Consider the following 23,009-nt stretch of genomic DNA (forward strand, 5'->3'; position numbering starts at 1 on the left):
CGGCCCACCGCCCTCAAAACTGGATGGATGCAAAGAACATGGCGAAAAGCCCGTCGACCAGGATGACCATGAAGATCGCCTTCACCACCGAAGCCGTGACCTGACGGCCGAGCGACTCGGCCGAGCCCTGGACGGCGAGACCTTCGATCGAGGCGATCAGACCGATGACGAAGGCCATGAAAGGAGCCTTGATCAGCCCGACGGCGAAATGCTTCCAGGTGATCACCGACTGCAGGCGCGCCAGGAAGGTATCGATGCCGATGCCGCCATAGAGCCAGCTCACCAGCGCCGCCCCCGCCAGGCCCGCCATGGAGGAGATGAAGGTGAGGATCGGCAGCGAGATGATCAACGCCAGGATGCGCGGAACGACAAGGACCTCGATCGGGTCGAGCCCCATCACCCGCAAGGCGTCGATTTCCTCGCGCATCTTCATCGAGCCGATCTCGGCGGTGAAGGCCGATCCTGAACGGCCGGCAATCATGATCGAGGTGAGCAGCACCCCGAGCTCGCGCAGAATAAGGATGCCCGTCAAATTGACGACGAAGGCCGAAGCGCCGAACTGCTGCAGCTGGAATATGCCCTGCTGGGCGACGATGCAGCCGACCAGAAACGAGATCAGCATGATGATCGGCGCGCCATTGAAGGCGATCAACTCGATCTGATTGACGAGCGGCGGTCCCCTGAACTTGCGCGGACCGAACATCACGCTGACGGAGCCGACCACCACCTCTCCGAGGAACATCGCGCCTCCGACCATGTCGCGCCCGAAGCGGACCATGGCCTCGCCGATATTCACCAGCACGCTGACAATGCCGAAATGATGGACCGTCGGTGGGACGGAGCAGTCGTGGATATTGACCTCGGCCAGCAGCACCGCGTGCTCCGGTCGCCGGCTGACGAGCTCGACCGAGCCCCCGGCGGCCTCGCGCTGGTTCTTCAGCCGGTTGAGAACATAGGCACCGAGCGTATCGAGCCGGATGATCGCGGAAAGATCGAGAGTCGCGCGCGCCACCGAAGCGATGCGTTCGCTCATTTCAGCGACCAGTTCCTCGATGCGTGGCGCGCGCTCGGCGCTCCAGGAGCCGGTCAGCTCGATGGCGAGGCTACCTGCATCGTCGTGGAAGACGGCCCGGGGTTCGGCGGTGTCGAGGCTCGCCATGGTCTCCCTGATGTCCCTCGAACGGCCTCATCGGACCTCCGTCCGCGCATGGCACCCTAATGCCAGGTCAGGCCCAATCCCCGAAACCTGTATCGCCGTGCCGGGCACGCTTGGCAAGCGTCGTCGCACTGCATCGCCGTCGCCGCGAACGCTCCTACCCGGTGATCGGAGCACACCGGGTTTTTTGTACATCGAAGCGGCTTTCGGTGCCGCATGGCAGCACTTCCTTAATCAATTCTGTCGCACGGTTTTTGCTGGATCATCCCGACTGCCCGGCCCGAATCGGTCAGTCCTCCCCGAGAGCAGGTTCGTCATGGGCGACGCGCGTTCGCTGACACCGCTGAGCGAGACCGACTACGAGGCTATCGCCGCGGCAGTGATGGAGACCGCGCGCGGGCGCTGGTTCATGGCCGAGCACGCCAAGCGAAACCGGCAGGCTGACACCGCTCAGGTGCTGGCTGCCATCGACAGGCTTCAGCATGCCATGGGCGTCTCCGCTGCTCCGCCGACGAGCGGGCCTGATGTGAGCGAGGCCATCGCGCTGATCATGGATCTGCGTAGCGATCTGGAACGGATCAGCGGCAAGGCCGGCGAGCCGTCGTCGCGTCTCGCTGCACGGATCGAGACCGCAGCCGGCAGCATCGTCGGCGCGACAGAGAGCATACAGGAAGCGGCCTGGGGCCTGCGCGAGAGCGGCGCCGCGGAAGTGATGTGCGACCTGCTCGATCGGAGGGCGACGGAGATCTATGCGGCAAGCGCCGTTGTCGAGGGCACCGCGCAGCAGATCGGCAAGATCGCCGACACGATCGCCATGCTCGACAGCAGCCTGCGGGCCATCGCCGGCAACATGCATGTCGCCCCCGAGAGCAGCCGGATCACGCCGCCCCCGATGCCTGCCAAGGCGCTTGATCTGCGCGAGGCCGTTCCGCTCTCGACCTATGACGACATCGAGATCGTCGAGATCGACGACAAGCCGCGCTCCACCCTGCACGAGACCCAGCGCATCCGGACGAGAGCCTCCAATCATCGGCGGCTCAGCACGGTTCAGATGATGGAGGAAGACCTCGTCTTCGCGGAAGCCCCCGAGGCTGCGGTCACAGTGGCTGCGCCGAAGCCGAGAGCCGCGGCGACGACGTCGGAGGTCGAGCTGCGCAAGATCGAAGCGCTCCCGGTCGACGAGAAGCTCGCCTTCTTCGCCTGATCAGCCGGGTTTCGCGACAAAACTATCCATCTTGCCGGGGTTCAGCAGGCCGTAGGGATCGACCTCGTGCTTGAAGCCGAGTTGGTCGGCATCGGCGCGCTTGTGGCGGCTGCCGCCTTCGAGCGAGACGACATGCGGGTTCGCGATCATCACGCCCGCCTCCTCATGCAGCGCGATGATCTCGTTCAGCCGCTCCGGTGTCGTGTAGCGCAGGATCGGCAGGGCGCTCGCGGTCACGCGTCCACCGAAGCGGATGAACTCGTGATGGGGCAGCACCTCGTCCGGGAAGCGCGCGATCATCTCGCGGGCGCTCGCGACCAGCCGGTCATGTGGGAACAGGCACTGCAGATAGGTGATCGAGCGATCGCTCTTCAGCCATTGCAGCGTCGTGTGGTTCCAGGTGTACTCATAAAGCGGCACCGTGCCCGGCCCCTCCTCCGAGGGCGCCTCGTAGGTCACCGTTCCGCGCGCACCGATGATCGCCTTGAAGGGGCCAAGCGAGGCCTCCGCGATCATGCAGATCAGGATGCTCTTGCCTGCCGGGCAATGCTGCTTCAACGCGCCGAAATAGGACGGGATCGGCGATGAGATCGGCGTCACCAGCTTCTTGACCACGCCATCTGCCAGCGCGACGTCATAGCCGGCCTGGAACGCCTCCATGTAATCGTCGAAGGCGACGATGACGTCGATCCACGGCCAGGCCGGGGCCAGCGGCATTTCGAGCGCGGTGATGATGCCGGTCGTGCCGTAGGCGCGGTTGACCTTCTGGGCTGCGTCGTCGCGCAGCTCGAGAATGCGCGGCTCCTCCTCCACCGTGACGACGCGGGCCGCCAGGATATTGCCCGGTTCTCGCAGGCCGCCATAGGTCACGGACCCAACGCCGCCCGAGCCGCCCGCGACGAAGCCGCCGACAGTCGCCGATCGTTTGGTCGAGGGATGCATGCGCAATTCGTAGCCGGATGGCCGGGTCGCCACGTCGATATCGAGCAACCTGGCGCCGGCCTGGACGCGGATCGCGCCGGGCCTCTGCCACTCGATCGCGGTCAGTGCGGTGATATCGAGCAGGACGCCGCCTTCAAGCGGCACGGCCTGGCCGTAATTGCCGGTTCCGGCAGCACGCACCGTCAGCGGGATGCGTCGCTTGGCACAGGCCGCCGCAACGCGCACCACATCGGCCTCGTCGCGCGGACAGACGATGATATCGGCCGACTTGTTCGCCAGCTCGGCATTGAGGATCGGCGAGTACCAGAAGAAGTCGCGCGAGCGCTTCCGCACGACCTGCGGCTCATCGATCAGCGGGATGTCGGCGATATCGGCTTTGAAGCCCGCGATATCGTAGCGCGAGGGCTGAACCGCCCTCGGTTTGCGGTCCGGCACGGCGTTCATGATCAATTCTCCCGCTTCAGCGCGCTTTCATGCCAGCGCCGCAACAGCAGATGCGAGATCCAGCTCGTCACTAGGAAGATCGCGATGCCCGAGAGCGAGATCATGATCAGGGCGGCGAAGACCCGCGGAATCTTGAGCTGATAACCGGCTTCGAGGATGCGATAGGCGAGGCCCGACTCGCTCCCTCCCGTTCCGGCGACGAACTCCGCCACCACCGCGCCGATCAGCGCAAGCCCGCCGGAGATCTTCAGGCCCGCCAGGAAGTAAGGCAGCGCGGCCGGCAGCTTGAGATAGCGCATCGTCTGCCAGCGCGTCGCGCCATAGAGCTGGAAGAAATTGATCAGGTTGTGATCGGCCGAGTTCAGCCCGAGGATCGTGTTCGACAGGATCGGGAAGAAGGCGACGATCCAGGCGCAGATCAGCAGCGACAGGTTGATGTCGCCGGCCCAGATGATGATCAGCGGCGCGATCGCGACGATCGGCGTGACCTGGAGGACCACCGCATAAGGCAGGAGCGACATCTCCAGCCATTTCGACTGGGTGAAGAGCACGGCCAGCGTGACGCCGACGACCACGGCTGCGAAGAGCGCCATGAAGGTGATGCGCAGCGTGATCCAGAGCGAGCCCGAAAGCGTGCCCCAGTCGGCGATCAGGGTCTGCCCGATCAGCACCGGCCCGGGCAGGATATAGGGTGGGATCTCCTTCCAGCGGACGAGGAATTCCCACAGGCCAAGCGCCAGCACGCCAACCGCGATCGGCGCCAGGATGCGGGGCCAGGCGCTGGCGGGCAGGCCGAGGATGCGGGGCTCGGCCGCGAAGATCGGGCGCGCTTCCGCATCGGTCCCGTCATGGGGCACATGCGGCATGGTGGTATCCAGGGATGGCGCGCTCATGAGCCGATCGCCTCCTTGAGCTTGCCGGAAACGACACGGCACAGATGCGCGTAATCGGCCGAGGTGCGGAACAGCTCGTCGCGCGGATAGGGGGCATCGACGTCGAGATCGGCCATGACGCGCCCGGGACGAGCCGCCATGACGACGATGCGCTTCGACAGGTAGACCGACTCGAACACCGAATGGGTGACGAAGACGGCGGTGAACTTCGTCTTCCACCAGAGCTCGAGCAGATCGTCATTGAGGCGGTGACGGGTGATCTCGTCCAGCGCCGCGAAAGGCTCGTCCATCAGCAGGATCTTTGGCCGCATCACCAGCGCACGGGCGATCGAGACGCGCATCTTCATGCCGCCGGAAAGCTCGCGCGGATAGGATTTCTCGAAGCCCTTCAGCCCGACCAGCGCCAGCATCTCGGCCGAGCGCTCCTGCGCCTCGCGCTTCGGCACATGCTTGAGGACCAGCGGCATCATCACGTTGGACAGGGCATCCGCCCAGGGCATCAATGTCGGGTCCTGGAAGACGAAGCCGAGATCGCGCTCCGGCTTGCCGGAGGCGTCATGGCTCGTCGTCGGCCAGTCGATCGTGCCCGTCGATGGCGCGCCAAGGCCTGCGATCATCCGCAGCAAGGTCGACTTGCCGCAGCCCGAGGGGCCGAGCAGGCTGATGAACTCGCCCGTGCCAAGGTCGAGATTGACGTCGCGTACGGCCAAGGTGCCGTTGGCGAACTGCTTCGAGACATGCCGGACCGAAACGAGCGGCCTGGCGCCGCTGCCTTCGACATGAGGTCTGCTCAGATAGGCTGTGTCCAAAGCCTGATGATCCATCTTGCTGCTGTCGAACGTCTTCCGGTCATCCCGGACGGATCGGCGCCGCCGCGCCGATCCGGGGTCCATGAAGGGCGAAAGCCGCCTACGCCTTGCCGACGCCCTTGTTGATGAACTCGAGGCTATAGGCCTTCTTGATGTCGATGCCAGCAGGGAAGACGCCGGCCTCCGTCATCATCTTGTAGAAATCGGCCCAGCGCGCATCGGTCATCGCGCCGATGCCAAGTGTCAGCGCGTCACCCGAGAGCACGATGCCGTTCTCGTTCATGACCTGGCGGGCATAGGCGAGCTTCTCGCCATCCATGTCGGGATTGTCCTTGAGGATCAGCGCGTTGGCCGCCTCGATCGCCTGACCGCCCTTCATGTATTCGGCCCAGCCTTCGAGAGTCGCAGTGACGAAGCGCTGCACCACGTCCTTCTTCTCGGCGACCATCTTCTTCGAGATGTTGATGGTCGTGTTGTAGTTGCCGAAGCCGGCATCGGCGAGCAGGTGCACGACCGGGTTCACACCCGCCTTGCGGATCGCGAAGGGCTCGGAGGACAGGAAGCCCTGCTGCGAGATCGTCTTGTCGGCCAGGAACGGCGCCATGTTGAAAGTGTAGGGCCTGATCTGCTCGTCGGTGAAACCGAACTTCGCCTTCAGGAAGGGCCAGAAGCTGGTGCGTCCGCCGGCGCCGACCAGGATCGGCTTGCCCTTGAGCGCAGCCAGCGTGTCGTTGCCCTGGCCGGGATGCGAGATCAGGACCTGCGGATCCTTCTGGAAGATCGAGGCGATGCAGATGAAGGGCAGGTTCTCCTGCGCGTAGCGGATCGCCTCGAACGAGTTCGACATGATCATGTCGACCCGGCCACCGAGCAGGAGCTGCGAGGGGTTCTGCTGCGGGCCGCCCATGCGGATATCGGCGTCGATGCCGTATTTCTTGTAGATGCCGTTGGCGAGGGCGAGATAGAAGCCGCCATGCTCGGCCTGGGCCCGCCAGTTGGTCTGGTAGCTGACCTTGTCCAGCGTCTGGGCATTGACCCTGGCTCCGGGAACCGGGATCAGGACGGAAGCGGCCGAGCCGCCGATCAGGCCGAGCGCAGCGCGACGGCTCACGCGATACTTCATCGTCATGGAACGGACCTCCAGAAACAGGCTAGCCGGCGGCGTCCGCGCCGCGCTGTGGCCACCAGCGAGCAACATATATGCCACGCTGCCAGGCGCGCTGGAAATCCGGCATCGCGTTATTACGCACAGAGATCGGGCATTTGCCCAATTCCTCGCCAGATCTGCAACACCTGAATCGATCAACAGCCGCGACGGCGCCATGCGGCCACGCGGCTTCCTCCGCCGGCACTTCCGGCTATGGTGGCGCCGTCCACGGAATCCGAGATCAGCATGACCCGCCCTGCCCTCTCCGCACTTCGCGCCGAACTCGCAGATCTGACGATCTATGACGACGCGCCGTCGCTCAGGATGCACAGCCGCGACTTCTTCTGGTTTTCGCCCGTGCTGAAGCCGGATCTCGAGGGCAAGCAGGCTGAACTCGTGATCCTGCCGAAGACCAAGGACGAGGTTCGCCGCATCGCCTCGGCCTGCGCGCGCCATCGCGTGCCCTTGACGGTTCGCGGCGGCGGCACCGGCAATTACGGCCAGGCCGTGCCGCTCGAAGGCGGCGTCGTGCTCAACCTGACCCGGTTCAACCGCGTGGTCTCCACCACGCTCGGCGCAGGCCGGTTCGAGGCCGGCGCGAACATGCTCGATATCGACAAGGCGCTTGCCCCGCTCGGGCAGGAGTTGCGTATGCACCCCTCGACCCGGGCGCAGGCGACGCTCGGCGGCTTCATCGCCGGCGGGGCTGCCGGCGCCGGTTCCTGCACCTGGGGGCAGATCGACAATCCAGGCGCGGTCATCGCCGTCGAGGTGATGACGGTCGAGCCTGAGCCGCGGCTGATCGAACTGCGCGGCAAGGACATCCTCAAGGTCATGCACGCCTATGGCGTCAACGGCATCATCACCGAGGTCGAGGTGCCGCTGGCGCCCGCCCATGCATGGGCAGAGCGGATCGCGACCTTCGACACCCTGCGCCAGGCGGCTGCCTTCGGCCAGGCCTTCACCGAATGCGACGGCATCGCCAAGAAGCTGATCAGCATCCACGATCCGCGCATTGCGCCCTATCTGCGCCGGCTCGCCCCCTGGCTGGGCGAGAGCAAGGCCTTTGCCATCCTGATGGTTTCCGAGCCGCAGGGCGACGAACTCGACCGGCTGATTGCCGAGATGGGCGGAACGGTCACGTTCTCGCGCGGAGCGGCGGAAGCCCGTGCCGCGGCGTTTGGAGAGCACCGCGAGAAGGGCGCGCCCGGCCCGCTCTACGAATACACCTGGAACCACACCACGTTGCATGCGCTGAAGGTCGACCCCGACATCACCTATCTGCAGCTGCGCTTCCCGCCGGTCCGCAACCTCGAACTGCTGGCCTGGGCCGAGACGCATTTCCATGAGGATGTGCTCTTCCACATCGAGTTCCAGCGCCGGCAGGGCAAGGTCTACCATTCCAGCCTGCCGCTGGTGCGCTTCACCACGGCCGCGCGGCTGCACGAGATCATGGCGCAGGCCGAAGAAGCGGGCATCCAGGCCTCGAACCCGCATAGCTGGGTGCTGAACAATGCCGGCTGGAAGAAGGTCGATGCACCGCAACCGGAGTTCAAGCGGATCGCCGATCCGCAAGGACTGATGAACCCCGGCAAGCTGTTGAACTGGCAGGCCGATGCCGCGCAGGCGGCGGAATGACGAGCAGACAAGGACTGAGTGAACGATGAGCGCGCGTTTCTGGGGCGACCTGAAGACCACCGATTTCGAGGGGCTGTCGCCCGACACCACCGTGGCGGTGCTGCCGCTGGCGGCCATCGAGCAGCACGGGCCGCATCTGCCGGTCTCGGTCGACACCACCATCATGAATTCCATGCTGGCCGAGGCGATGCCGCTGGTGCCCGCCAATCTCGATGTGCTGGTGCTGCCGACGCTGCCGATCTGCAAGTCGAACGAGCATCTGCATTCGCCGGGCACGCTGACCCTGTCCTGGGAGAGCGCGACGCAGAGCTGGCTGGAGATCGGCGAAAGCGTGCGGCGCGCGGGCCTGCGCAAGCTCGTCATCGTCACCTCGCATGGCGGCAATATCGACCCGATGAAGGTGGTCGCGCGCGAGATGCGCGTGCGCCACGGCATGCTGGCTGTCACCACCGCCTGGCGCGCCTTCGGTCTGCCGCAAGGCGTCTATGCCGATCTCGATGCCAATCACGGCATCCATGCCGGCGACATCGAGACCTCGCTGATGCTGCATTTCCGGCCGGATCTCGTCGACATGGGCAAGGCCGGCCATTTCGAGCCAAGCACGATCAAGATGCAGGGCGAGTATGCCTGGCTCAGGCCGACCGGCCTGCATGCGCATGCCTGGATGGCGCAGGACGTCAACCCGAGCGGCGCGGCAGGCGATGCCAGCCTGGCGACGGCAGAAAAGGGTAAGGTGACCGCGGCCCTGCAGGCGAAGGGCTTTGCCGAGCTGCTGGCAGACGTCGCCAGGTTCCCGCTCTCGCAACTGCACAAGGCGTCGTAACCGGCAGCCTCAATCGGGGTCGAGCAGGCGCGGTCCCACGCCCTGCTCGCCCAGCCGGTCCCAGGGATTGTGCAGCGGGCAGCTCTTCACCGAGAGGCAGCCGCAGCCGATGCAGTCGGTCAGGTGGTCGCGCAGCCGCGTCAACCGGTCGATCCTGCGCTCCAGCTCAACCTTCCAGACCGATGACAGACGCGACCAATCCTCCGCCGTCGGCGTGCGCTCCGATGGCAGGGCCTTGAAGGCGTCGCCGATCGTCTTCAGCGGGATTCCCGTGCGCTGCGCCACCTTGATGATCGCCACGCGCCGCAAAACCTCGCGCGGATAGCGGCGCTGGTTTCCGCTGCTCCGTGCGCTCCGGATCAAGCCCTTCGCCTCGTAGAAATGGATGGTGGAGACAGCGAGCCCGCTGCGCCTCGCCACCTCGCCGACGCTCAGCTCATCGAAGAAATGGGCGTGATCCGCTTTGCTCATCGACGCTTGACCTTAACCTTGCTTGAGGTTTTATAACCCTGCGCTTCCGATGTGCAAGCAGCCTGGAGCGCGACCATGCACCGCCCGTTAGACCGCAGGATCCACCTCGCCCTGATCTATGGCAGCACCCGCGAAGGGCGGCTCTGCGACCGGGTGGCCAATTGGGCGCTGTCGCAGATCGAAGGCGAAGGCCCCTTCGCCGTCGATGTCATCGATCCGCTGACACTCGACCTGCCGAAGCGCCATCCACGCGGCGAAACTCCGACAGTGCGCCTGCTCAGGGAGCGCATCGGGCGCGCCGATGGCTTCATCGTGGTGACGCCGGAATATAACCGCGGCTATCCGGCGCCGCTGAAGTTCCTGATCGATCTCGTCGGGGCGGAGTGGCGCGGCAAGCCGGTCGCCTTCGTGTCCTATGGCGGCGTCTCGGGTGGCTTGCGCGCCATCGACCAGTTGCGCCAGGTCTTCAACGAGCTGCACGCGGCCACGGTCCGCGACGTCGTCTGCTTTGCACACGCCTGGAGCAAGTTCGACGAGACGGGCCAGCTCCTGGATGCGACCAAGGCCGAGCAGGCGATGGCGACCATGCTGGCGCAACTGCACTGGTGGGGGACAGCTCTGCGCGATGCGCGGGAAAACGTCCCCTACGGCACATTCGCGGCTTGAATCGATCGGCAATCACCGACGACAATAGCTCATGGAGGGGTCATCAAATGGCCCCTTTCAACCTGCATATTTTATAAGACGGCTAATGAAATTCGGCTAGATTGGCTGCGCTTCGCGAGGCCCTTGGCACCCCCGATTCGGAGACCACCGTACGAGATGAACGCAGTCGACAGCACCACCTCGGTCCTGATCCACCTCGCAGGGGCGGTGGCTCTGCTGATCTGGGCCGTGCGCCTGGTCAGAACGGGCGCCACACGGGCTTTCGGCTCTTCCCTGCGACAGGCGCTCGCGCGCTTCACGCGCAATCGGTTCACGGCGCTGGCCAGCGGCGCGGCGGTGACACTGGTGCTGCAAAGCTCGACGGCGACGACGCTGCTGCTCTCCTCCTTCGCGGGCCAATCGCTGATCACCCTGCCGATGGCGCTTGCCGTGCTGCTCGGAGCCAATATCGGCACGGCGCTCGCGGCCTTTCTCGTCTCGCTCGATCTTGGCTGGATCTGGGGGCTTTGCCTCGCCGTCGGCGTGGCGCTCTATCTCGCCAACGAGGCGATGGACCGGGCCCGCAATATCGGCCGTGTCCTGGTCGGCATCGGGCTCATCCTGCTCTCGCTCGTCGAGCTGAAATCCGCCGCCGCTCCGCTCGCGCAGTCTCCGACCTTCAAGCTGATTCTGCAGGCACTGGCCGGCGAGCCGGTCATCGCCGTGCTTGTGGCCGTCGCCGCGACCTGGCTGACCCATTCCAGCCTTGCCATCGTGCTGCTGATCGCCTCGTTCTGGTCGGGCGGGCTGCTCTCCCCGACCATGGCCGTGACACTGATCGTCGGAGCGAATCTCGGCAATGCCCTGGTTCCGGTCATCGACCAGCTTGGCGCCCCGATCGCGCAGCGCCGTGTCGCCGTTGCCAATCTGCTGACGCGCCTCGTCATCGCCGTCATCGTGATCCCGTTCGCCGGCCCGCTCGCCGGCTGGTTCTCTTCCCTTTCGCTCCATCCCGGACGGCTCGCGGTCGAACTGCATCTGGCGCTCAACATCGCCGGCGGGCTGCTGTTCCTGCCCTTCATCACGCCGATCTCCGATCTCGTCCTGCGCCTCATGCCGACCGCGCCGACGAACGAACGCGTGATCCGGCCGCTCTATCTCGATCCCGGCGTGCTCGACAGCCCGTCCGAAGCGCTTGCCTGTGCGATGCGCGAGACCCTCCATCTCGGCGACCGTGTCGGCGAGATGCTGAAGGACACGCTGACCCTGCTCGATGGCGATCAGATCAAGCTCTCCCGCGAGATCTCGGAGGCCGATGACGGCGTCGACACGATCCACGAGGCGATCAAGCTCTATCTGGTACGCCTGTCCCGGTCCGAGCTGAGCACCGAGGAAAGCCGCCGTCTGCTCGAGATCGTCACGCTGAACACCAATCTCGAGCATATCGGCGACGTCATCGACAAGAACCTCCGGGAACTGGCCGAGAAGAAGATCCGCAAGGGCTATCGCTTCTCGGCAGAGGGGCTTGCCGAGATCAGCGCACTGCATGCGCGAGTGTCCCACAGCCTGCGACTGGCCCTGAACGTCCTCGCGACACGCGACATCGCATTGGCGCGCCAACTCTTCGATGAGAAGGCCGTGATGCGTTCCGCCGAGCGCCGCGCGACCGAAAGCCATTATGAGCGGCTGCGCAGCGGCGTGCCGGAATCGATCGAGACGAGCTCGATCCATCTCGACGTGCTGCGCGATCTCAAGCGCATCCACGGGCACATCACGTCGATCGCTTATCCTATCCTCGAGTCGGCGGGCGAATTGCGGGAGAGCCGCCTCAGGCATCGCGAAGCATCAGCCGCCGAGGCTGATTTCGATCTCGGCATGGTGCCGCAACCCAAGGGCTGAGCCCGCTCGCCAGCCCTCGTGGATGTATAGTCCAAAGACGTGTCTTTGGGAGGCCACGAGCGTTTCTCCTTGATCTCAATTCAGGGTCGGCATTGATCAACGCGGAGTGCTGTCGACTTCACAAAATAGAACTGGCCGCTGGCGAGCGGGAGAACGCATGATGAGCTGCATTGCAACTGTCCGGAGACACTCATGCGGCTTCAACTCCTCCGCAATGCCACGCTCAAGCTTGTCTATGCGGGCAGGACGTTCCTGATCGACCCTGATTTCGGCCCCATGCACGGCCGCCCATCTTTCACGGGCAAATCCGCAAACCCGATGGTCGAGCTGCCCGAGCCGATCGAGAGCATTCTGGCTGGTGTCGACCAGGTGATCGTCTCGCACCTGCATTCCGACCATTTCGACAGCGTCGCGAAGGAGCGCATTCCAAAGGACCTGCCGCTGACCTGCCGCCCCGGCGACGAGGACAGGATCGTGGAGGCGGGTTTCCAGTCGGTCACCCCCGTGGACTGCTTCCAACGGATCGGGCCGATTATCCTGAAGCGCGTCCCGGCGCAGCATGGCAGCGGCGCCGTCGTCGAGAAGATGGGGCCCGTCATGGGCTTCAGCCTGGAGGCCCCAGGCGAGCCGACGCTCTATTGGTGCGGCGACAGCATTCTCTATCCGCCGCTGCTCGAAGCGGTTTCAGCGACCGCGCCGGATGTGATCGTCACCCATTCCTGCGGTGCCCTCTGGGACAACACCCTGATCGTGATGGACGACGCCCAGACGCTGGCACTCTGCGAAGCAGCCCCCGAGGCCATCGTCATCGCGACCCATATGGAGGCGCTCGACCATGCGAGCATCAACCGGGCGGCCTTGCGCAAAGCCGCCAAACAGCGCGGTATCGGACCAGAGCGCCTGTTGATCCCCGGCGACGGCGAAACCATCGAAATCAGGGAGCCCGCGCGGGTTTGACCGCGCGGCGACGGCCTACTCCCCTGCTTTGGCGGCCTTCGCGTAGATGTCGCGATAGCTGTCGCGCAGCAGGTTCTTCTGAACCTTGCCCATGGTGTTGCGCGGCAGTTCGGGCACGATGAAGACCTGCTTCGGCAGCTTGAACTTGGCGAGGCGCTGGTCGAGCGCCTTCGAGATCGACGCGGCGGTGATCTCGGCCCCGGGCTTGACCACGACCACGGCCGTGACGCCCTCGCCGAAATCGGGATGGGGACAACCGATGACCGCGCTCTCGATCACGCCCGGCATCTCGTCGATCTCGGTCTCGACCTCCTTCGGATAGACGTTATAGCCGCCGGTGATGATCAGGTCCTTGCCGCGCCCGACGATGTGGACATAGCCGGCGGGGTCGATCTTGCCGAGGTCGCCAGTGATGAAGAAGCCGTCATCGCGGAATTCGGCCCTGGTCTTCTCCGGATTGCGCCAGTACCCCTTGAAGACGTTCGGGCCCTTGACCTCGATCATACCGATCTCATCGGCACCGAGCGTCCTGCCCGTTTCCGGATCGGTGACGCGCGCGCTCACGCCCGGCAGCGGGAAACCGACCGTGCCGGCAACACGCTCGCCCTCATAGGGGTTGGAGGTGTTCATATTGGTCTCGGTCATGCCGTAGCGCTCGAGGATCGCGTGGCCGGTGCGTTCGCGCCATTCGCGATGCGTCTCGGCGAGCAGCGGCGCTGACCCGGAGACGAAGAGGCGCATATGCCTGGTCGCCTCCTTCGTCAGGCGTGGATCCTGCAGCAGCCTGACATAGAAGGTCGGCACGCCCATCATGCAGCTCGCCTGCGGCAGGTATTTCATGATCTGCTCTGGATCGAATTTCGGCAGCAGGATCATCGACGCGCCGGCAAAGAGCACGACATTGGTCGCGACGAAGAGGCCATGCGTATGGAAGATCGGCAGCGCATGCAGCAGCCGGTCGTCCTTGCTGAAGCGCCAGTAGTCGACGAGCGCGAGCGCATTCGAGGCCAGGTTGTCATGGCTCAGCATGGCGCCCTTCGAGCGCCCGGTCGTTCCCGAGGTGTAGAGAATCGCGGCCAGGTCGTCCGGGCCACGCGCGGCATCGGCGAATTCCGCGGAAGCGCTGCCGGCCTTGTCGAAGAGAGTACCTGTCGCAACACCGAGCGTTTCCAGCCTGGCGCCGGCCTTTTCGGCATAGGGTTGCAGCGCTTCGGCCTTGCCCGGATCGCACACGAAGACCGCGGGCTCGGCATCTCCGAGGAAATACTCGATCTCGGCTGGGGTATAGGCCGTGTTCAGCGGCAGGAAGATGGCCCCGGCGCGGATCGTGCCGAGATAGAGCATCAGCGCCTCGATGCTCTTTTCCACCTGCACGGCGACGCGGTCGCCCGGCTTCACGCCGAGCGCCACCAGGGCATTGGCGAAGCGGGCGGACACCGCGACCATCTCGGCATAGCTGTAGCGACGGCCGTCATCGAGAAGCGCGAAGGGCGCATCGGGTGCAGGAATGCGCGCGGTAATGAGGTCGAACAGATGATTGGCCATGACAGGTCTCAGGTTTTCGTTCAGGCGGAGACGGGACGGAGCAGCTTGCGAACGGCGGACGAAGCGACGACGGTGTTGCGGCTGGCGAAGGCCTCGTGATTGGCTTCGATATCGTCGAGATCATAGCGGTAATTGACCATCACGCCGTGCGACTCGCGCAAGCCCCGCGCCGAGAGATTGCCGCCGATATTGATGCGTTCCAGCCTTGCGCCGTTACCGAGATGGAAGCGCGCGACAGGGTCGATGATCCGTCCAGACGATGCACGAGCGCGCAGCAGATACTGCGCCGCCATCTGGCCCAGCAGCTTGTCGCGCCGCGCCCTCTCCGGCTCGTCGAGCGCAATCGTCTCGCCGACCGGGCGCGCAAGCTCGGAGAGTTCCTCATTGGTGAGCAGCGGGTCACCAGGCTCGGCGACGACGCCCGCGAGCCAGCGCGCGAAACCGGGAACCGGCGAAAGAGTGACGAAGGTATCCAGCCCAGGCAGTTCGCGCTTCAGATCCTCGGCGACCTGCTTGATCAGGAAATTGCCGAAGGAAATGCCACGCAGCCCCTCCTGGCAGTTCGAGATTGAATAGAACACCGCGGTGGACGCATTCTGGGCCGGGAGGACCTCGCGCTCTTCACTCAGGACTTCGGCGATGCTGCGCGGGATCGCGCCCGTCAGCGCAACCTCGACGAAGATCAGCGGCTCATCGACGAGCTGCGGATGGAAGAAGGCGAAACAGCGCCTGTCCGCCGGTTCGAGCCTGCGGCGCAGATCGTCCCAGCCCTGAATCTCGTGCACCGCCTCGTAGCGGATAACCTTCTCCAGCACATTGGCCGGTGTGTGCCAGTCGATGCGGCGCAAGACCAGGAAGCCGCGATTGAACCAGGAGCCGAAGAGATGCCGGAAATCATCATCGACCGGCTTCAGGGCCGGGTCGGCCTCGATCGCCTCGAACAACGCCTCCCGCATGCGGACCAGCACATGAGTGCCGCCGGGCGCGAGGTTGAGGCGGCGGAAGAGTTCCTGCCGGCGCGGCTCGGAGGCAATGTGCAATGCTGCGATCGCAGCCGCATCCGGCTCACTCTGGTAGCGCGCGATGGCGGCGCTCAACTTCTCCTGATCCGGACCGAAGCGATCCTGCAGCAGGCGGAAGAAACCGAGGCGTCCCGGCGGATCGAGCCGTTCCCACTGGTCGAGAACGGCCTGCGCCAACGCCATGCCGGAAGCCTCGCCGCGCCCAGACAGCAGGTCTTCGCAGAGCCGGTCAAGCGACCGATTGCGGTTCCCGGCAAAACGCTCAAGGCCGATCAGTGCGCGGCCACGGCCCGCCACGCTCGTCAGGAGTTCGCCGAGAAACGCCATGTCCATCCCCGTCTCCGCTGCCGTCGTGGGGCAATCCTATACGAGTTTTGCTGCGCCGGAATGAATGGCCTGCCCGAGTTAGAGCATCGGCCCGAAAAGTGGATTGCGGTTTTCGGAAGGGCCGATGCAAACATAGGGGCTAGGTCATCGGACCGGTACGATATCCGGTCCGATGCCCTAGCGGAGCAGGCTCCACGCCTTCAGGAAGAAATCGGGCGCGCCGAAATTCCCGGATTTCAGGGCAACCGCCATCGCGGGCCTACCGACGACGCGGGTCCACGGCACACCGGGGTCGATCTCGGGGCCAATCTCGAGCGTCTGAATGCCGAGGCCCTGGACAACGGCGCCCGAGGTCTCGCCACCAGCGACGAGCAGGCGCGTGACACCGCCCTTGGCCAGGAGGCGCGCCGTTTCAGCGAAAGCCTGCTCGACGATCTCACCGGCCTTGTCGCGGCCGAGCTGCCCCTGGATCGCGGCGACTTCGGCCGGGTCATCGCTGGAATAGACGAGAAAGGGTCGATCGGCTGGTTGCGCCAGCGCCCAATCGGCCAGGATTCGTGCCGTCTGCTCGCCTGTGGCCAGAGCGAGCGGGTCGACCTTCAGCGCGGGGTATCCGGCTTCAAGCGCCGCCTTGATCTGCCCGCGCGTGGCGGTGGAGCAGCTGCCCGAGATAATCCCAGCCCGCCCCTCGGGCGCCTCGAGATGGGCCGCAATATCGCGATCCGGCAACAGCCCTGCCTTGCGGAAGTTCTGCGGCAGCCCCATCGCGATGCCGGAGCCGCCGGTCAGCAGGATCGCTCCGTCGACAGCAGCGCCCAGCACCATCAGGTCGTCATTGGTGAGCGCGTCGGTCACGACATAGCGCACGCCCTGCCCCGCCAGCTCCACCAGCCGGTTCTTGACTGCGTCGGCCCCAGCCAGGACCGCGGCGTATCCGATATGGCCGACCGGGGTCTCGGTCTGTGCCTCCATCAGGCGCATCAGGTTTGAATCCCGCATCGGCGTCAGCGGGTGGTCCTTCATCGAGCTCTCATGCAGAGGCACGGAGCCGACGAAGAGATAACCCTGATAGATCGAGCGGCCATTCGCCGGAAAGGCCGGGCAAATGATGACGCTTTCCGCGCCGAGCCGGCGCATCAGCGCGTCCGCCACGGGGCCGATATTGCCATGCGGGGTCGAGTCGAAGGTCGAGCAATATTTGAACAGGATCTGGCGCGCACCGGCGGCGAGCAGCGCCTCGCAGGCGGCGAGCGACTGCGCCACCGCTTCCGAAACCGGATTGGTGCGCGACTTCAGCGCGACGACGACCGCATCGGCCTCCGGCAGGGTTGCATTGGCCGATGGCGCGCCGATCACCTGAACCGTCCGCATCCCGGCCCGGTTCAGCATCAGGGCGACGTCGGTCGCACCCGTCATGTCGTCGGCAATCACACCCAGAAGCATCCGTCCCATTCCCTGTTTCCAGCGCATACAAACTGCGCCTGATACCCGTATCAGTCTGGCGCAGTGCATAGCAGAGATCATGCCCTGCGCGCGCGTAGCCCGGACATGCCGGCCTCAGCCAGAAGCGGAGAGCTTGGCCGCCAACTTGCATACAAGCCGAACGGCGACCCGGGAACAATACTCCGCAAGAATGATGCAGCGCATGATCGACGGCCGCCGAAACTTGCGCCAACTTGGTGCTGAACGGGACCAACCCGGGAGGCTCTTCGCTTTCGGATTCTGCATATCGCCCTAGCGACGCAAACGGCCTGCATCCGCAGGCACACGCGCCTCATCACCATCCGGCCGCGCGAACGCGCCTCACACACAGAAAATCCAACAGGGGAAAATCGATGAAGCTCCTTGCCGCGCTGGTTTCAGCGACCTTCCTGACGATAGCGAGCCTGCCAGCCATGGCGCAGGCGCCGAACACGCTGCGTGTCGGCCTGCAGGAAGACCCCGACGTGCTCGATCCCCACAAGGCGCGCACCTTCGTCGGTCGCATCGTCTTCATGGGGCTGTGCGACCGGCTGCTCGACATCACACCGGACCTCAAGCTCGTCCCGCGGCTGGCGACCGAATGGTCATTCTCCCCTGACGGGCTGACGCTGACCATGAAGCTGCGCAGCGATGCGAAGTTCCATGACGGCGAGCCCTTCAATGCCGAAGCCGCGAAGGCCAATCTGGAGCGGGCGCGGACGCTGCCGGACTCCCTGCGGAAATCGGAACTCGCCTCGGTCGACAGTGTCGAGGCCGTCGATGCCACCACGCTCGTGCTGAAGCTCAAGCGCCCCGACGCGACCCTGCTTGCCCAATTGACCGACCGCGCCGGCATGATGCTGGCTCCCAAGAGCCTCAGCGGCGATGTCGGCGCCAAGCCGATCTGCTCCGGCCCCTACAAGTTCGTCGAGCGCGTCCAGAACGATCGCATCGTGCTGGAGAAGTTCAAGGAGCATTGGGAGGCCGCGAACTACCAGTTCGACCGGGTGCTCTATCGTTCGATCCCCGACACCACCGTGCGTCTCGCCAATCTGCGGGCCGGCGAACTCGACATGCTCGAGCGCCTTGCGCCGACGGACGTGCCTGGAGCCCGGGGCGACAAGTCGCTCAAGATCGCGAGCACATCCAATCTCGGCTACCAGGGCATCACCATCAACACGTCCAATGGCGAGGCGGCGAGCCAGCCGATGGGCAAGGACAAGCGCGTCCGCCAGGCCCTGTCGCTCGCGATCGACCGCAAGGTCCTGAGCCAGGTCGTGTTCGAAGGGCTGTACGAGCCGATGATCCAGCCCTTCAATCCCGGCAACCCCTATCTCAGCGCCGATTTCCCGGTGCCGGCGCGCGACGTCGCCAAGGCGAAGGCGCTGCTCAAGGCAGCCGGTGCTGAAAAGGTCTCGGCCGAGCTCTTCGTCACCAACAACCCCGTCGACGCTCAGCTTGGCCAGGTCATTCAGGCGATGGCCCAGGAAGCCGGCATCGACATCCAGATTAAATCGAGCGAGTTCGCGAGCCAGCTGCGCGACCAGCAGCAGGGCAAGTTCCAGATGAGCCGCATCGGCTGGTCCGGCCGCATCGACCCGGATGGCAATATCCACCAGTTCGTGACGACGAAGGGCAACCAGAACGACGGGCGCTACAGCAATCCGGAGGTCGACAAGCTGCTCGACCAGGCCCGCACCGCCTACGACGTGGCCGAGCGCAAGAAGCTCTACGACGCGGCGCAGGCAATCCTGCAGGACGAGTTGCCGATCGTCTATCTCTACAACCAGACAGTGTTCTTCGCGCTGCGCTCCAGCATCGATGGCTTCGTGATCAATCCCGACGGCATGATCCGCCTCGCCGGGTTGAAGAAGAAGTGATGAACGCCTCTTCTCGAACACGACACCTTCGTCAGCCCCGGTCGACCGTGATGTCGACCGGAATGGCGGCCGGGCTTGGGGCGCCCCCATGCTGACCCTGATCGGCCGCCGCGTCCTGATCGCGATCCCGACACTCTTTCTGGTGTCCCTGTTCGTCTTCGCCCTGCAGCGAGCCTTGCCCGGCGATCCGTTCCTCGTCATCGCCGGCGAGGAACGTGATCCGGAGGTGATCGCCCGGCTGCGCGAAATCTACCGGATGGACGATCCGATCGTCGTCCAGTTCTTCGCCTGGCTCGGCCAGGTCGTGCAGGGCGATTTCGGTCGCTCGCTGCGAACCGGCGAGCCGGTGCTCGGGCTGATCCTGCAAAAGCTGCCTGTCACCATCCAGCTCGCCACGGCCTCGATCCTCGTCGCCGTCGCGATCGGCGTCCCGGCAGGCATCATCGCCGCCCGCAACAAGGGGACTGCCCTCGACTATTCCGCCAGTGCGCTCGCGTTGTCGGGGCTCTCGATCCCGAATTTCTGGCTCGGCATCATGCTGATCCTGCTCGTCTCGGTGGAGCTCAAGCTGCTGCCGGCGTCAGGATATGAGCCGATTTTCACCAACCCGATCGGCGCGATCGAGCGGCTGATCATGCCCGCCTTTGTGCTCGGCGGCGGGCTCGCTGCCTTCCTGATGCGCCATACGCGTGCTGCGATGCTGGAGGTCCTGCAGTCAGACTATGTCCGCACCGCGCGCGCCAAGGGGCTCGACGAGGACGCGGTCGTCAACCGCCATGCCCTGCGCAATGCGCTGATCCCGATCATCACCCTGTCGACGCTGCTCTTCGGTGAGCTGTTGGCCGGAGCTGTGCTGACCGAACAGGTCTTCACGATTCCCGGCTTCGGCAAGCTGATTATCGACGCCGTGTTCAATCGCGACTATGGCGTGGTGCAAGGCGTCGTCCTGTGCACCGCCATCGGCTTCATCCTGATGAACCTGCTCGCCGATCTGCTCTATATCCTCGTCAACCCGCGCCTGAGGGACGGCCAATGACGAATATCGCATTGGACCGCCCGTCCCCGACCGGCGCATCGGACCCATTGCCCACGCGAAGCCCGCGTGCCTGGACGAAACTGCTGCACAACCGCTCCGCCCAGATCGGCGGGGCGCTCGTGCTGATCTTCGTGCTGATGGCCATCCTGGCGCCATTGTTGCCGCTCGCAGACCCGTTGAAGTCGAACTTCCTCGCCATTCGGAAGCCGCCTTCGGCACTGCACTGGTTCGGCACCGACGAACTCGGCCGCGACCAGTTGTCCCGCCTGTTCTATGGCGCGCAAACCTCGCTGCTGGCCGGCATCTTCTCGGTCTCGATCGCGTTGGCGGTCGGCGTACCGTTCGGACTGCTGGCGGGCTGGTATGGCGGCTGGATCGACATCGCCATTTCGCGCGTCACCGAAGCGATGCTGGCCTGCCCCTTCCTGATCGTCGCGATTGCGTTTGCGGCGATCCTCGGCCCCTCCTTGACCAACGCCATGATCGCGATCGGCCTTTCGGCCGTACCGATCTTCATCCGGCTGATCAGGGGCCAGGTGCTCAGCATCAAGGCCGAGGACTTTATCGAGGGAACGCGCGCGATCGGCGCCCGCGACATGCGGATCCTGTTCCTCCACGTCCTGCCGAACACGCTTTCGCCGATCGTCGTGCAATCCACCCTGTTCATGGCCCAGGCCATCATCCTGGAAGCGTCCCTCTCCTTCCTCGGCCTCGGCCAGCAACCTCCTGCACCGTCCTGGGGGCAGATGCTCAACGTCGCCAAGAACTTCATGGAGCAGGCGCCGTGGATGTCGGTGGCGCCCGGCATCGCCATCTTCTTCGCCGTTCTCGGCTTCAACCTGCTCGGCGACGGCCTGCGGGACGCGCTCGACCCCAAAGAACACTAAGCAAGTCTAGGGATATCACCATGTTCACGACCCGCCCTGAAATCCTCGGCACCTTCGGTGTCGTCACCTCGACGCATTGGCTGGCGACAGCATCCGGCATGGCCATGCTGGAAAAGGGCGGCAACGCCTTCGATGCCTGCGCCGCCGCAGCCTTCGTGCTTCAGGTCGTCGAACCGCATCTGGTCGGTCCGGCGGGCGACATGCCGGCCGTATTCTATTCGGCCGAGACGAAGAAAGTCGAAGTCATCTGCGCGCAGGGCCCGGCTCCCCAGGCAGCCACCATCGAGGCCTTCAAGGAACTCGGCCTCGACCTGATCCCCGGCTCGGGACTGCTCTCGACGGTCGTGCCCGGCGCCTTTGGTGGCTGGATGACGCTGCTGCGCGACCATGGCCGCCTGTCGCTGCGTGAAGTGCTCGAGCCGGCGATCGGCTATTTCGAGAACGGCCATCCGATGCTGCCGCGTGTTTCCGACACGATCGGGACCTTGACCGATCTCTTCACCGAGGAGTGGCCGACCTCGGGGGCCGTCTATCTGCCGGGCGGCAACGTGCCGAAGGGCAAGGAACTCTTCCGCAACGTGGCGGCTGCCGAAACCTACAAGCGCATTCTGGCGGAGGCGGAAGCGGCCGGCGGCTCGCGCGAGAAGCAGCTCGAGGCTGCCTACGACACCTGGTACAAGGGCTTCGTCGCGGAGGCGATGGACAGATTCTGCCGCACGACCGAGGCGATCGATTCCTCGGGCCGTCGCCACAAAGGCCTGCTCACCGCCGACGACATGGCGCGCTGGAAGCCGACCTACGAGACGCCCGCGAGCGTCAACTATCACGGATGGGAGGTCTTCAAGATCGGTCCCTGGGGCCAGGGCCCCGTCTTCCTGCAGACGCTGAAGATCCTGGAAGGCATCGATCTCGGCGCGATGGGGCCTGCCAGCCCGGAATTCATCCATCACGTCACCGAGGCGATGAAACTCGCCTTCGCCGATCGTGAGGCCTATTACGGCGATCCGGATTTCGTGAAGGTGCCGATGGCGACGCTGCTTTCGGAGGATTACGCCCGTGGCCGGCGCAATCTCATCACCGACAAGGCGTCGCATGAACTGCGCCCCGGCATGATCCCCGGCTTCGAGGAGCAGGTCGGCAAGATGCTGGCGAATATCCGCATCGCCGGGCAGAGCGGCGCCGGCGGCGCAACCGTCGGCGAGCCGACGCTCGCCTCGATGGTTGCATCGTCGAAGCGCGGCGATACCGTTCATATCGACGTGATCGACAAATGGGGCAACATGATCGCCGCCACGCCGTCTGGCGGCTGGCTGCAATCCTCGCCGGTCATCCCCGAGCTCGGCTTCCCCCTGAACTCGCGCGCGCAGGCATTCTGGCTGGAAGAGGGCCTGCCGGCCTCGCTCGCGCCTCTGAAGCGCCCACGCACCACGCTGACGCCGACGCTCGCCTTCGAGAATGGCGAACCGCGCCTGGCTTTCGGCACGCCGGGCGGCGACCAGCAGGAGCAATGGCAGCTCGGCATGTTCCTGCGCCGGGTGCATCACGGCCTGAACCTGCAGGAGGCGATCGACCTGCCGCTGTTCCACACGCAGCACTTCCCCTCGACCTTCTATCCGCGCGAAGCGCGGCCTGGGCATCTCACGGTCGAGGAGAGCATCGGTGCCGCAGCGATCGCCGATCTCGTCCAGCGCGGCCATGATCTCGAGAAGGCTCCGGCCTGGACCGTCGGGCGCCTGACCGCCGCGGAGAAGAGCAGCAATGGCCTCTTGCGTGCCGCAGCGACGCCACGTCTGATGCAGGCCTACGCCGCCGGCCGCTGAGAG

19 protein-coding genes are annotated in these 23,009 nt (G+C 65.0%); 10 read left to right on the forward strand and 9 right to left on the reverse strand.

From position 1 onward, the window contains the following. Positions 1 to 13: 13 nt before the first annotated feature. Positions 14 to 1,159, reverse strand: a complete 1,146-nt coding sequence (locus tag BIWAKO_RS03255; RefSeq protein ID WP_069877322.1) for an ABC transporter permease — start codon at positions 1,157 to 1,159, stop codon at positions 14 to 16. A gap of 313 nt (positions 1,160 to 1,472) precedes the next feature. On the opposite strand from BIWAKO_RS03255, the gene BIWAKO_RS03260 reads away from it, so the two are divergent. Next, positions 1,473 to 2,360 carry a hypothetical protein gene (locus BIWAKO_RS03260; RefSeq protein ID WP_069877323.1) on the forward strand — a complete coding sequence of 296 codons (888 nt, stop codon included), beginning with the start codon at positions 1,473 to 1,475 and terminating at the stop codon, positions 2,358 to 2,360. Here BIWAKO_RS03260 and BIWAKO_RS03265 read toward each other — a convergent pair whose 3' ends face one another. From BIWAKO_RS03265 to BIWAKO_RS03280, 4 genes are all read right to left on the reverse strand, one after another. Then, positions 2,361 to 3,746, reverse strand: a complete 1,386-nt coding sequence (locus tag BIWAKO_RS03265; protein WP_069877324.1) for an FAD-binding oxidoreductase — start codon at positions 3,744 to 3,746, stop codon at positions 2,361 to 2,363. 2 nt (positions 3,747 to 3,748) lie between these two features. After that, positions 3,749 to 4,639, reverse strand: coding sequence for an ABC transporter permease (locus tag BIWAKO_RS03270; RefSeq protein WP_084651136.1), 891 nt, complete (start codon positions 4,637 to 4,639; stop codon positions 3,749 to 3,751). Further along, on the reverse strand, positions 4,636 to 5,448 hold the full coding sequence (locus tag BIWAKO_RS03275; protein WP_244523346.1) for an ABC transporter ATP-binding protein: 813 nt from the start codon (positions 5,446 to 5,448) through the stop codon (positions 4,636 to 4,638). The genes BIWAKO_RS03270 and BIWAKO_RS03275 overlap by 4 nt, the downstream gene beginning before the upstream one ends. Positions 5,449 to 5,548: 100 nt before the next feature. Beyond that, the gene (locus BIWAKO_RS03280) at positions 5,549 to 6,577 is read right to left on the reverse strand and encodes an ABC transporter substrate-binding protein (protein WP_069882124.1); all 1,029 of its coding nucleotides are present in this window, start codon (positions 6,575 to 6,577) and stop codon (positions 5,549 to 5,551) included. A gap of 264 nt (positions 6,578 to 6,841) precedes the next feature. Here BIWAKO_RS03280 and BIWAKO_RS03285 point away from each other — a divergent pair, with 264 nt between their 5' ends. Together BIWAKO_RS03285 and BIWAKO_RS03290 are read left to right on the forward strand one after the other, a co-directional pair. Then, a complete protein-coding gene (locus BIWAKO_RS03285) occupies positions 6,842 to 8,233 on the forward strand; it encodes an FAD-binding oxidoreductase (RefSeq protein ID WP_069882125.1) in 1,392 nt (463 codons plus the stop codon). A gap of 25 nt (positions 8,234 to 8,258) precedes the next feature. Then, positions 8,259 to 9,056, forward strand: coding sequence for a creatininase family protein (locus BIWAKO_RS03290; protein WP_069877325.1), 798 nt, complete (start codon positions 8,259 to 8,261; stop codon positions 9,054 to 9,056). A gap of 9 nt (positions 9,057 to 9,065) precedes the next feature. On the opposite strand, the gene soxR is transcribed toward BIWAKO_RS03290, so the two are convergent. Continuing rightward, complete coding sequence (gene soxR, locus BIWAKO_RS03295; RefSeq protein ID WP_069877326.1) at positions 9,066 to 9,527, reverse strand: redox-sensitive transcriptional activator SoxR; 462 nt, start codon at positions 9,525 to 9,527, stop codon at positions 9,066 to 9,068. 75 nt (positions 9,528 to 9,602) lie between these two features. On the opposite strand from soxR, the gene BIWAKO_RS03300 reads away from it, so the two are divergent. The 3 genes from BIWAKO_RS03300 (at position 9,603) to BIWAKO_RS03310 (ending at position 13,028) form a co-directional block, all read left to right on the forward strand. After that, a complete protein-coding gene (locus BIWAKO_RS03300) occupies positions 9,603 to 10,193 on the forward strand; it encodes an NADPH-dependent FMN reductase (protein WP_069877327.1) in 591 nt (196 codons plus the stop codon). Between the two features lie 156 nt (positions 10,194 to 10,349). Then, positions 10,350 to 12,071, forward strand: a complete 1,722-nt coding sequence (locus BIWAKO_RS03305) for a Na/Pi cotransporter family protein (RefSeq protein ID WP_069877328.1) — start codon at positions 10,350 to 10,352, stop codon at positions 12,069 to 12,071. 192 nt (positions 12,072 to 12,263) lie between these two features. Then, a complete protein-coding gene (locus BIWAKO_RS03310; protein ID WP_069877329.1) occupies positions 12,264 to 13,028 on the forward strand; it encodes an MBL fold metallo-hydrolase in 765 nt (254 codons plus the stop codon). A gap of 15 nt (positions 13,029 to 13,043) precedes the next feature. On the opposite strand, the gene BIWAKO_RS03315 is transcribed toward BIWAKO_RS03310, so the two are convergent. From BIWAKO_RS03315 to otnK, 3 genes are all read right to left on the reverse strand, one after another. Next, entirely contained in the window at positions 13,044 to 14,573 is a 1,530-nt protein-coding gene (locus BIWAKO_RS03315) for a malonate--CoA ligase (RefSeq protein WP_074471498.1), read from the reverse strand. A 20-nt stretch (positions 14,574 to 14,593) separates the two neighbouring features. Beyond that, positions 14,594 to 15,928: a malonyl-CoA decarboxylase gene (locus tag BIWAKO_RS03320; protein WP_069877330.1), complete on the reverse strand. Its 1,335-nt coding sequence runs from the start codon at positions 15,926 to 15,928 to the stop codon at positions 14,594 to 14,596. A gap of 171 nt (positions 15,929 to 16,099) precedes the next feature. Next, the gene (gene otnK / locus BIWAKO_RS03325) at positions 16,100 to 17,374 is read right to left on the reverse strand and encodes a 3-oxo-tetronate kinase (protein WP_371331772.1); all 1,275 of its coding nucleotides are present in this window, start codon (positions 17,372 to 17,374) and stop codon (positions 16,100 to 16,102) included. Positions 17,375 to 17,757: 383 nt separating this feature from the next. On the opposite strand from otnK, the gene BIWAKO_RS03330 reads away from it, so the two are divergent. The 4 genes from BIWAKO_RS03330 to BIWAKO_RS03345 all read left to right on the forward strand — a co-directional run bounded on the left by BIWAKO_RS03330 (position 17,758) and on the right by BIWAKO_RS03345 (position 23,006). Further along, positions 17,758 to 19,263 carry an ABC transporter substrate-binding protein gene (locus tag BIWAKO_RS03330; protein ID WP_069877332.1) on the forward strand — a complete coding sequence of 502 codons (1,506 nt, stop codon included), beginning with the start codon at positions 17,758 to 17,760 and terminating at the stop codon, positions 19,261 to 19,263. Positions 19,264 to 19,351: 88 nt separating this feature from the next. Continuing rightward, a complete protein-coding gene (locus BIWAKO_RS03335; RefSeq protein WP_069877333.1) occupies positions 19,352 to 20,299 on the forward strand; it encodes an ABC transporter permease in 948 nt (315 codons plus the stop codon). Next, positions 20,296 to 21,186 (forward strand): ABC transporter permease, encoded by an 891-nt coding sequence (locus BIWAKO_RS03340; protein WP_069877334.1) that lies wholly within the window; start codon positions 20,296 to 20,298, stop codon positions 21,184 to 21,186. The genes BIWAKO_RS03335 and BIWAKO_RS03340 overlap by 4 nt, the downstream gene beginning before the upstream one ends. Before the next feature lie 14 nt (positions 21,187 to 21,200). Further along, positions 21,201 to 23,006 carry a gamma-glutamyltransferase family protein gene (locus tag BIWAKO_RS03345; RefSeq protein ID WP_201788682.1) on the forward strand — a complete coding sequence of 602 codons (1,806 nt, stop codon included), beginning with the start codon at positions 21,201 to 21,203 and terminating at the stop codon, positions 23,004 to 23,006. Positions 23,007 to 23,009 lie beyond the last annotated feature (3 nt).

Source organism: Bosea sp. BIWAKO-01 (assembly GCF_001748145.1).
Classification (GTDB): domain Bacteria; phylum Pseudomonadota; class Alphaproteobacteria; order Rhizobiales; family Beijerinckiaceae; genus Allobosea.

Bases quoted from the DNA above. Each gene is read 5' to 3' on its own strand.
- BIWAKO_RS03255 (WP_069877322.1), bottom strand. From the start codon at position 1,159: ATGGCGAGCCTCGACACCGCCGAACCCCGGGCCGTCTTCCACGACGAT.
- BIWAKO_RS03260 (WP_069877323.1), top strand. From the start codon at position 1,473: ATGGGCGACGCGCGTTCGCTGACACCGCTGAGCGAGACCGACTACGAG.
- BIWAKO_RS03265 (WP_069877324.1), bottom strand. From the start codon at position 3,746: ATGAACGCCGTGCCGGACCGCAAACCGAGGGCGGTTCAGCCCTCGCGC.
- BIWAKO_RS03270 (WP_084651136.1), bottom strand. From the start codon at position 4,639: ATGAGCGCGCCATCCCTGGATACCACCATGCCGCATGTGCCCCATGAC.
- BIWAKO_RS03280 (WP_069882124.1), bottom strand. From the start codon at position 6,577: ATGACGATGAAGTATCGCGTGAGCCGTCGCGCTGCGCTCGGCCTGATC.
- BIWAKO_RS03285 (WP_069882125.1), top strand. From the start codon at position 6,842: ATGACCCGCCCTGCCCTCTCCGCACTTCGCGCCGAACTCGCAGATCTG.
- BIWAKO_RS03290 (WP_069877325.1), top strand. From the start codon at position 8,259: ATGAGCGCGCGTTTCTGGGGCGACCTGAAGACCACCGATTTCGAGGGG.
- soxR (WP_069877326.1), bottom strand. From the start codon at position 9,527: ATGAGCAAAGCGGATCACGCCCATTTCTTCGATGAGCTGAGCGTCGGC.
- BIWAKO_RS03300 (WP_069877327.1), top strand. From the start codon at position 9,603: ATGCACCGCCCGTTAGACCGCAGGATCCACCTCGCCCTGATCTATGGC.
- BIWAKO_RS03305 (WP_069877328.1), top strand. From the start codon at position 10,350: ATGAACGCAGTCGACAGCACCACCTCGGTCCTGATCCACCTCGCAGGG.
- BIWAKO_RS03310 (WP_069877329.1), top strand. From the start codon at position 12,264: ATGCGGCTTCAACTCCTCCGCAATGCCACGCTCAAGCTTGTCTATGCG.
- BIWAKO_RS03315 (WP_074471498.1), bottom strand. From the start codon at position 14,573: ATGGCCAATCATCTGTTCGACCTCATTACCGCGCGCATTCCTGCACCC.
- BIWAKO_RS03320 (WP_069877330.1), bottom strand. From the start codon at position 15,928: ATGGACATGGCGTTTCTCGGCGAACTCCTGACGAGCGTGGCGGGCCGT.
- otnK (WP_371331772.1), bottom strand. From the start codon at position 17,374: ATGGGACGGATGCTTCTGGGTGTGATTGCCGACGACATGACGGGTGCG.
- BIWAKO_RS03330 (WP_069877332.1), top strand. From the start codon at position 17,758: ATGAAGCTCCTTGCCGCGCTGGTTTCAGCGACCTTCCTGACGATAGCG.
- BIWAKO_RS03335 (WP_069877333.1), top strand. From the start codon at position 19,352: ATGCTGACCCTGATCGGCCGCCGCGTCCTGATCGCGATCCCGACACTC.
- BIWAKO_RS03340 (WP_069877334.1), top strand. From the start codon at position 20,296: ATGACGAATATCGCATTGGACCGCCCGTCCCCGACCGGCGCATCGGAC.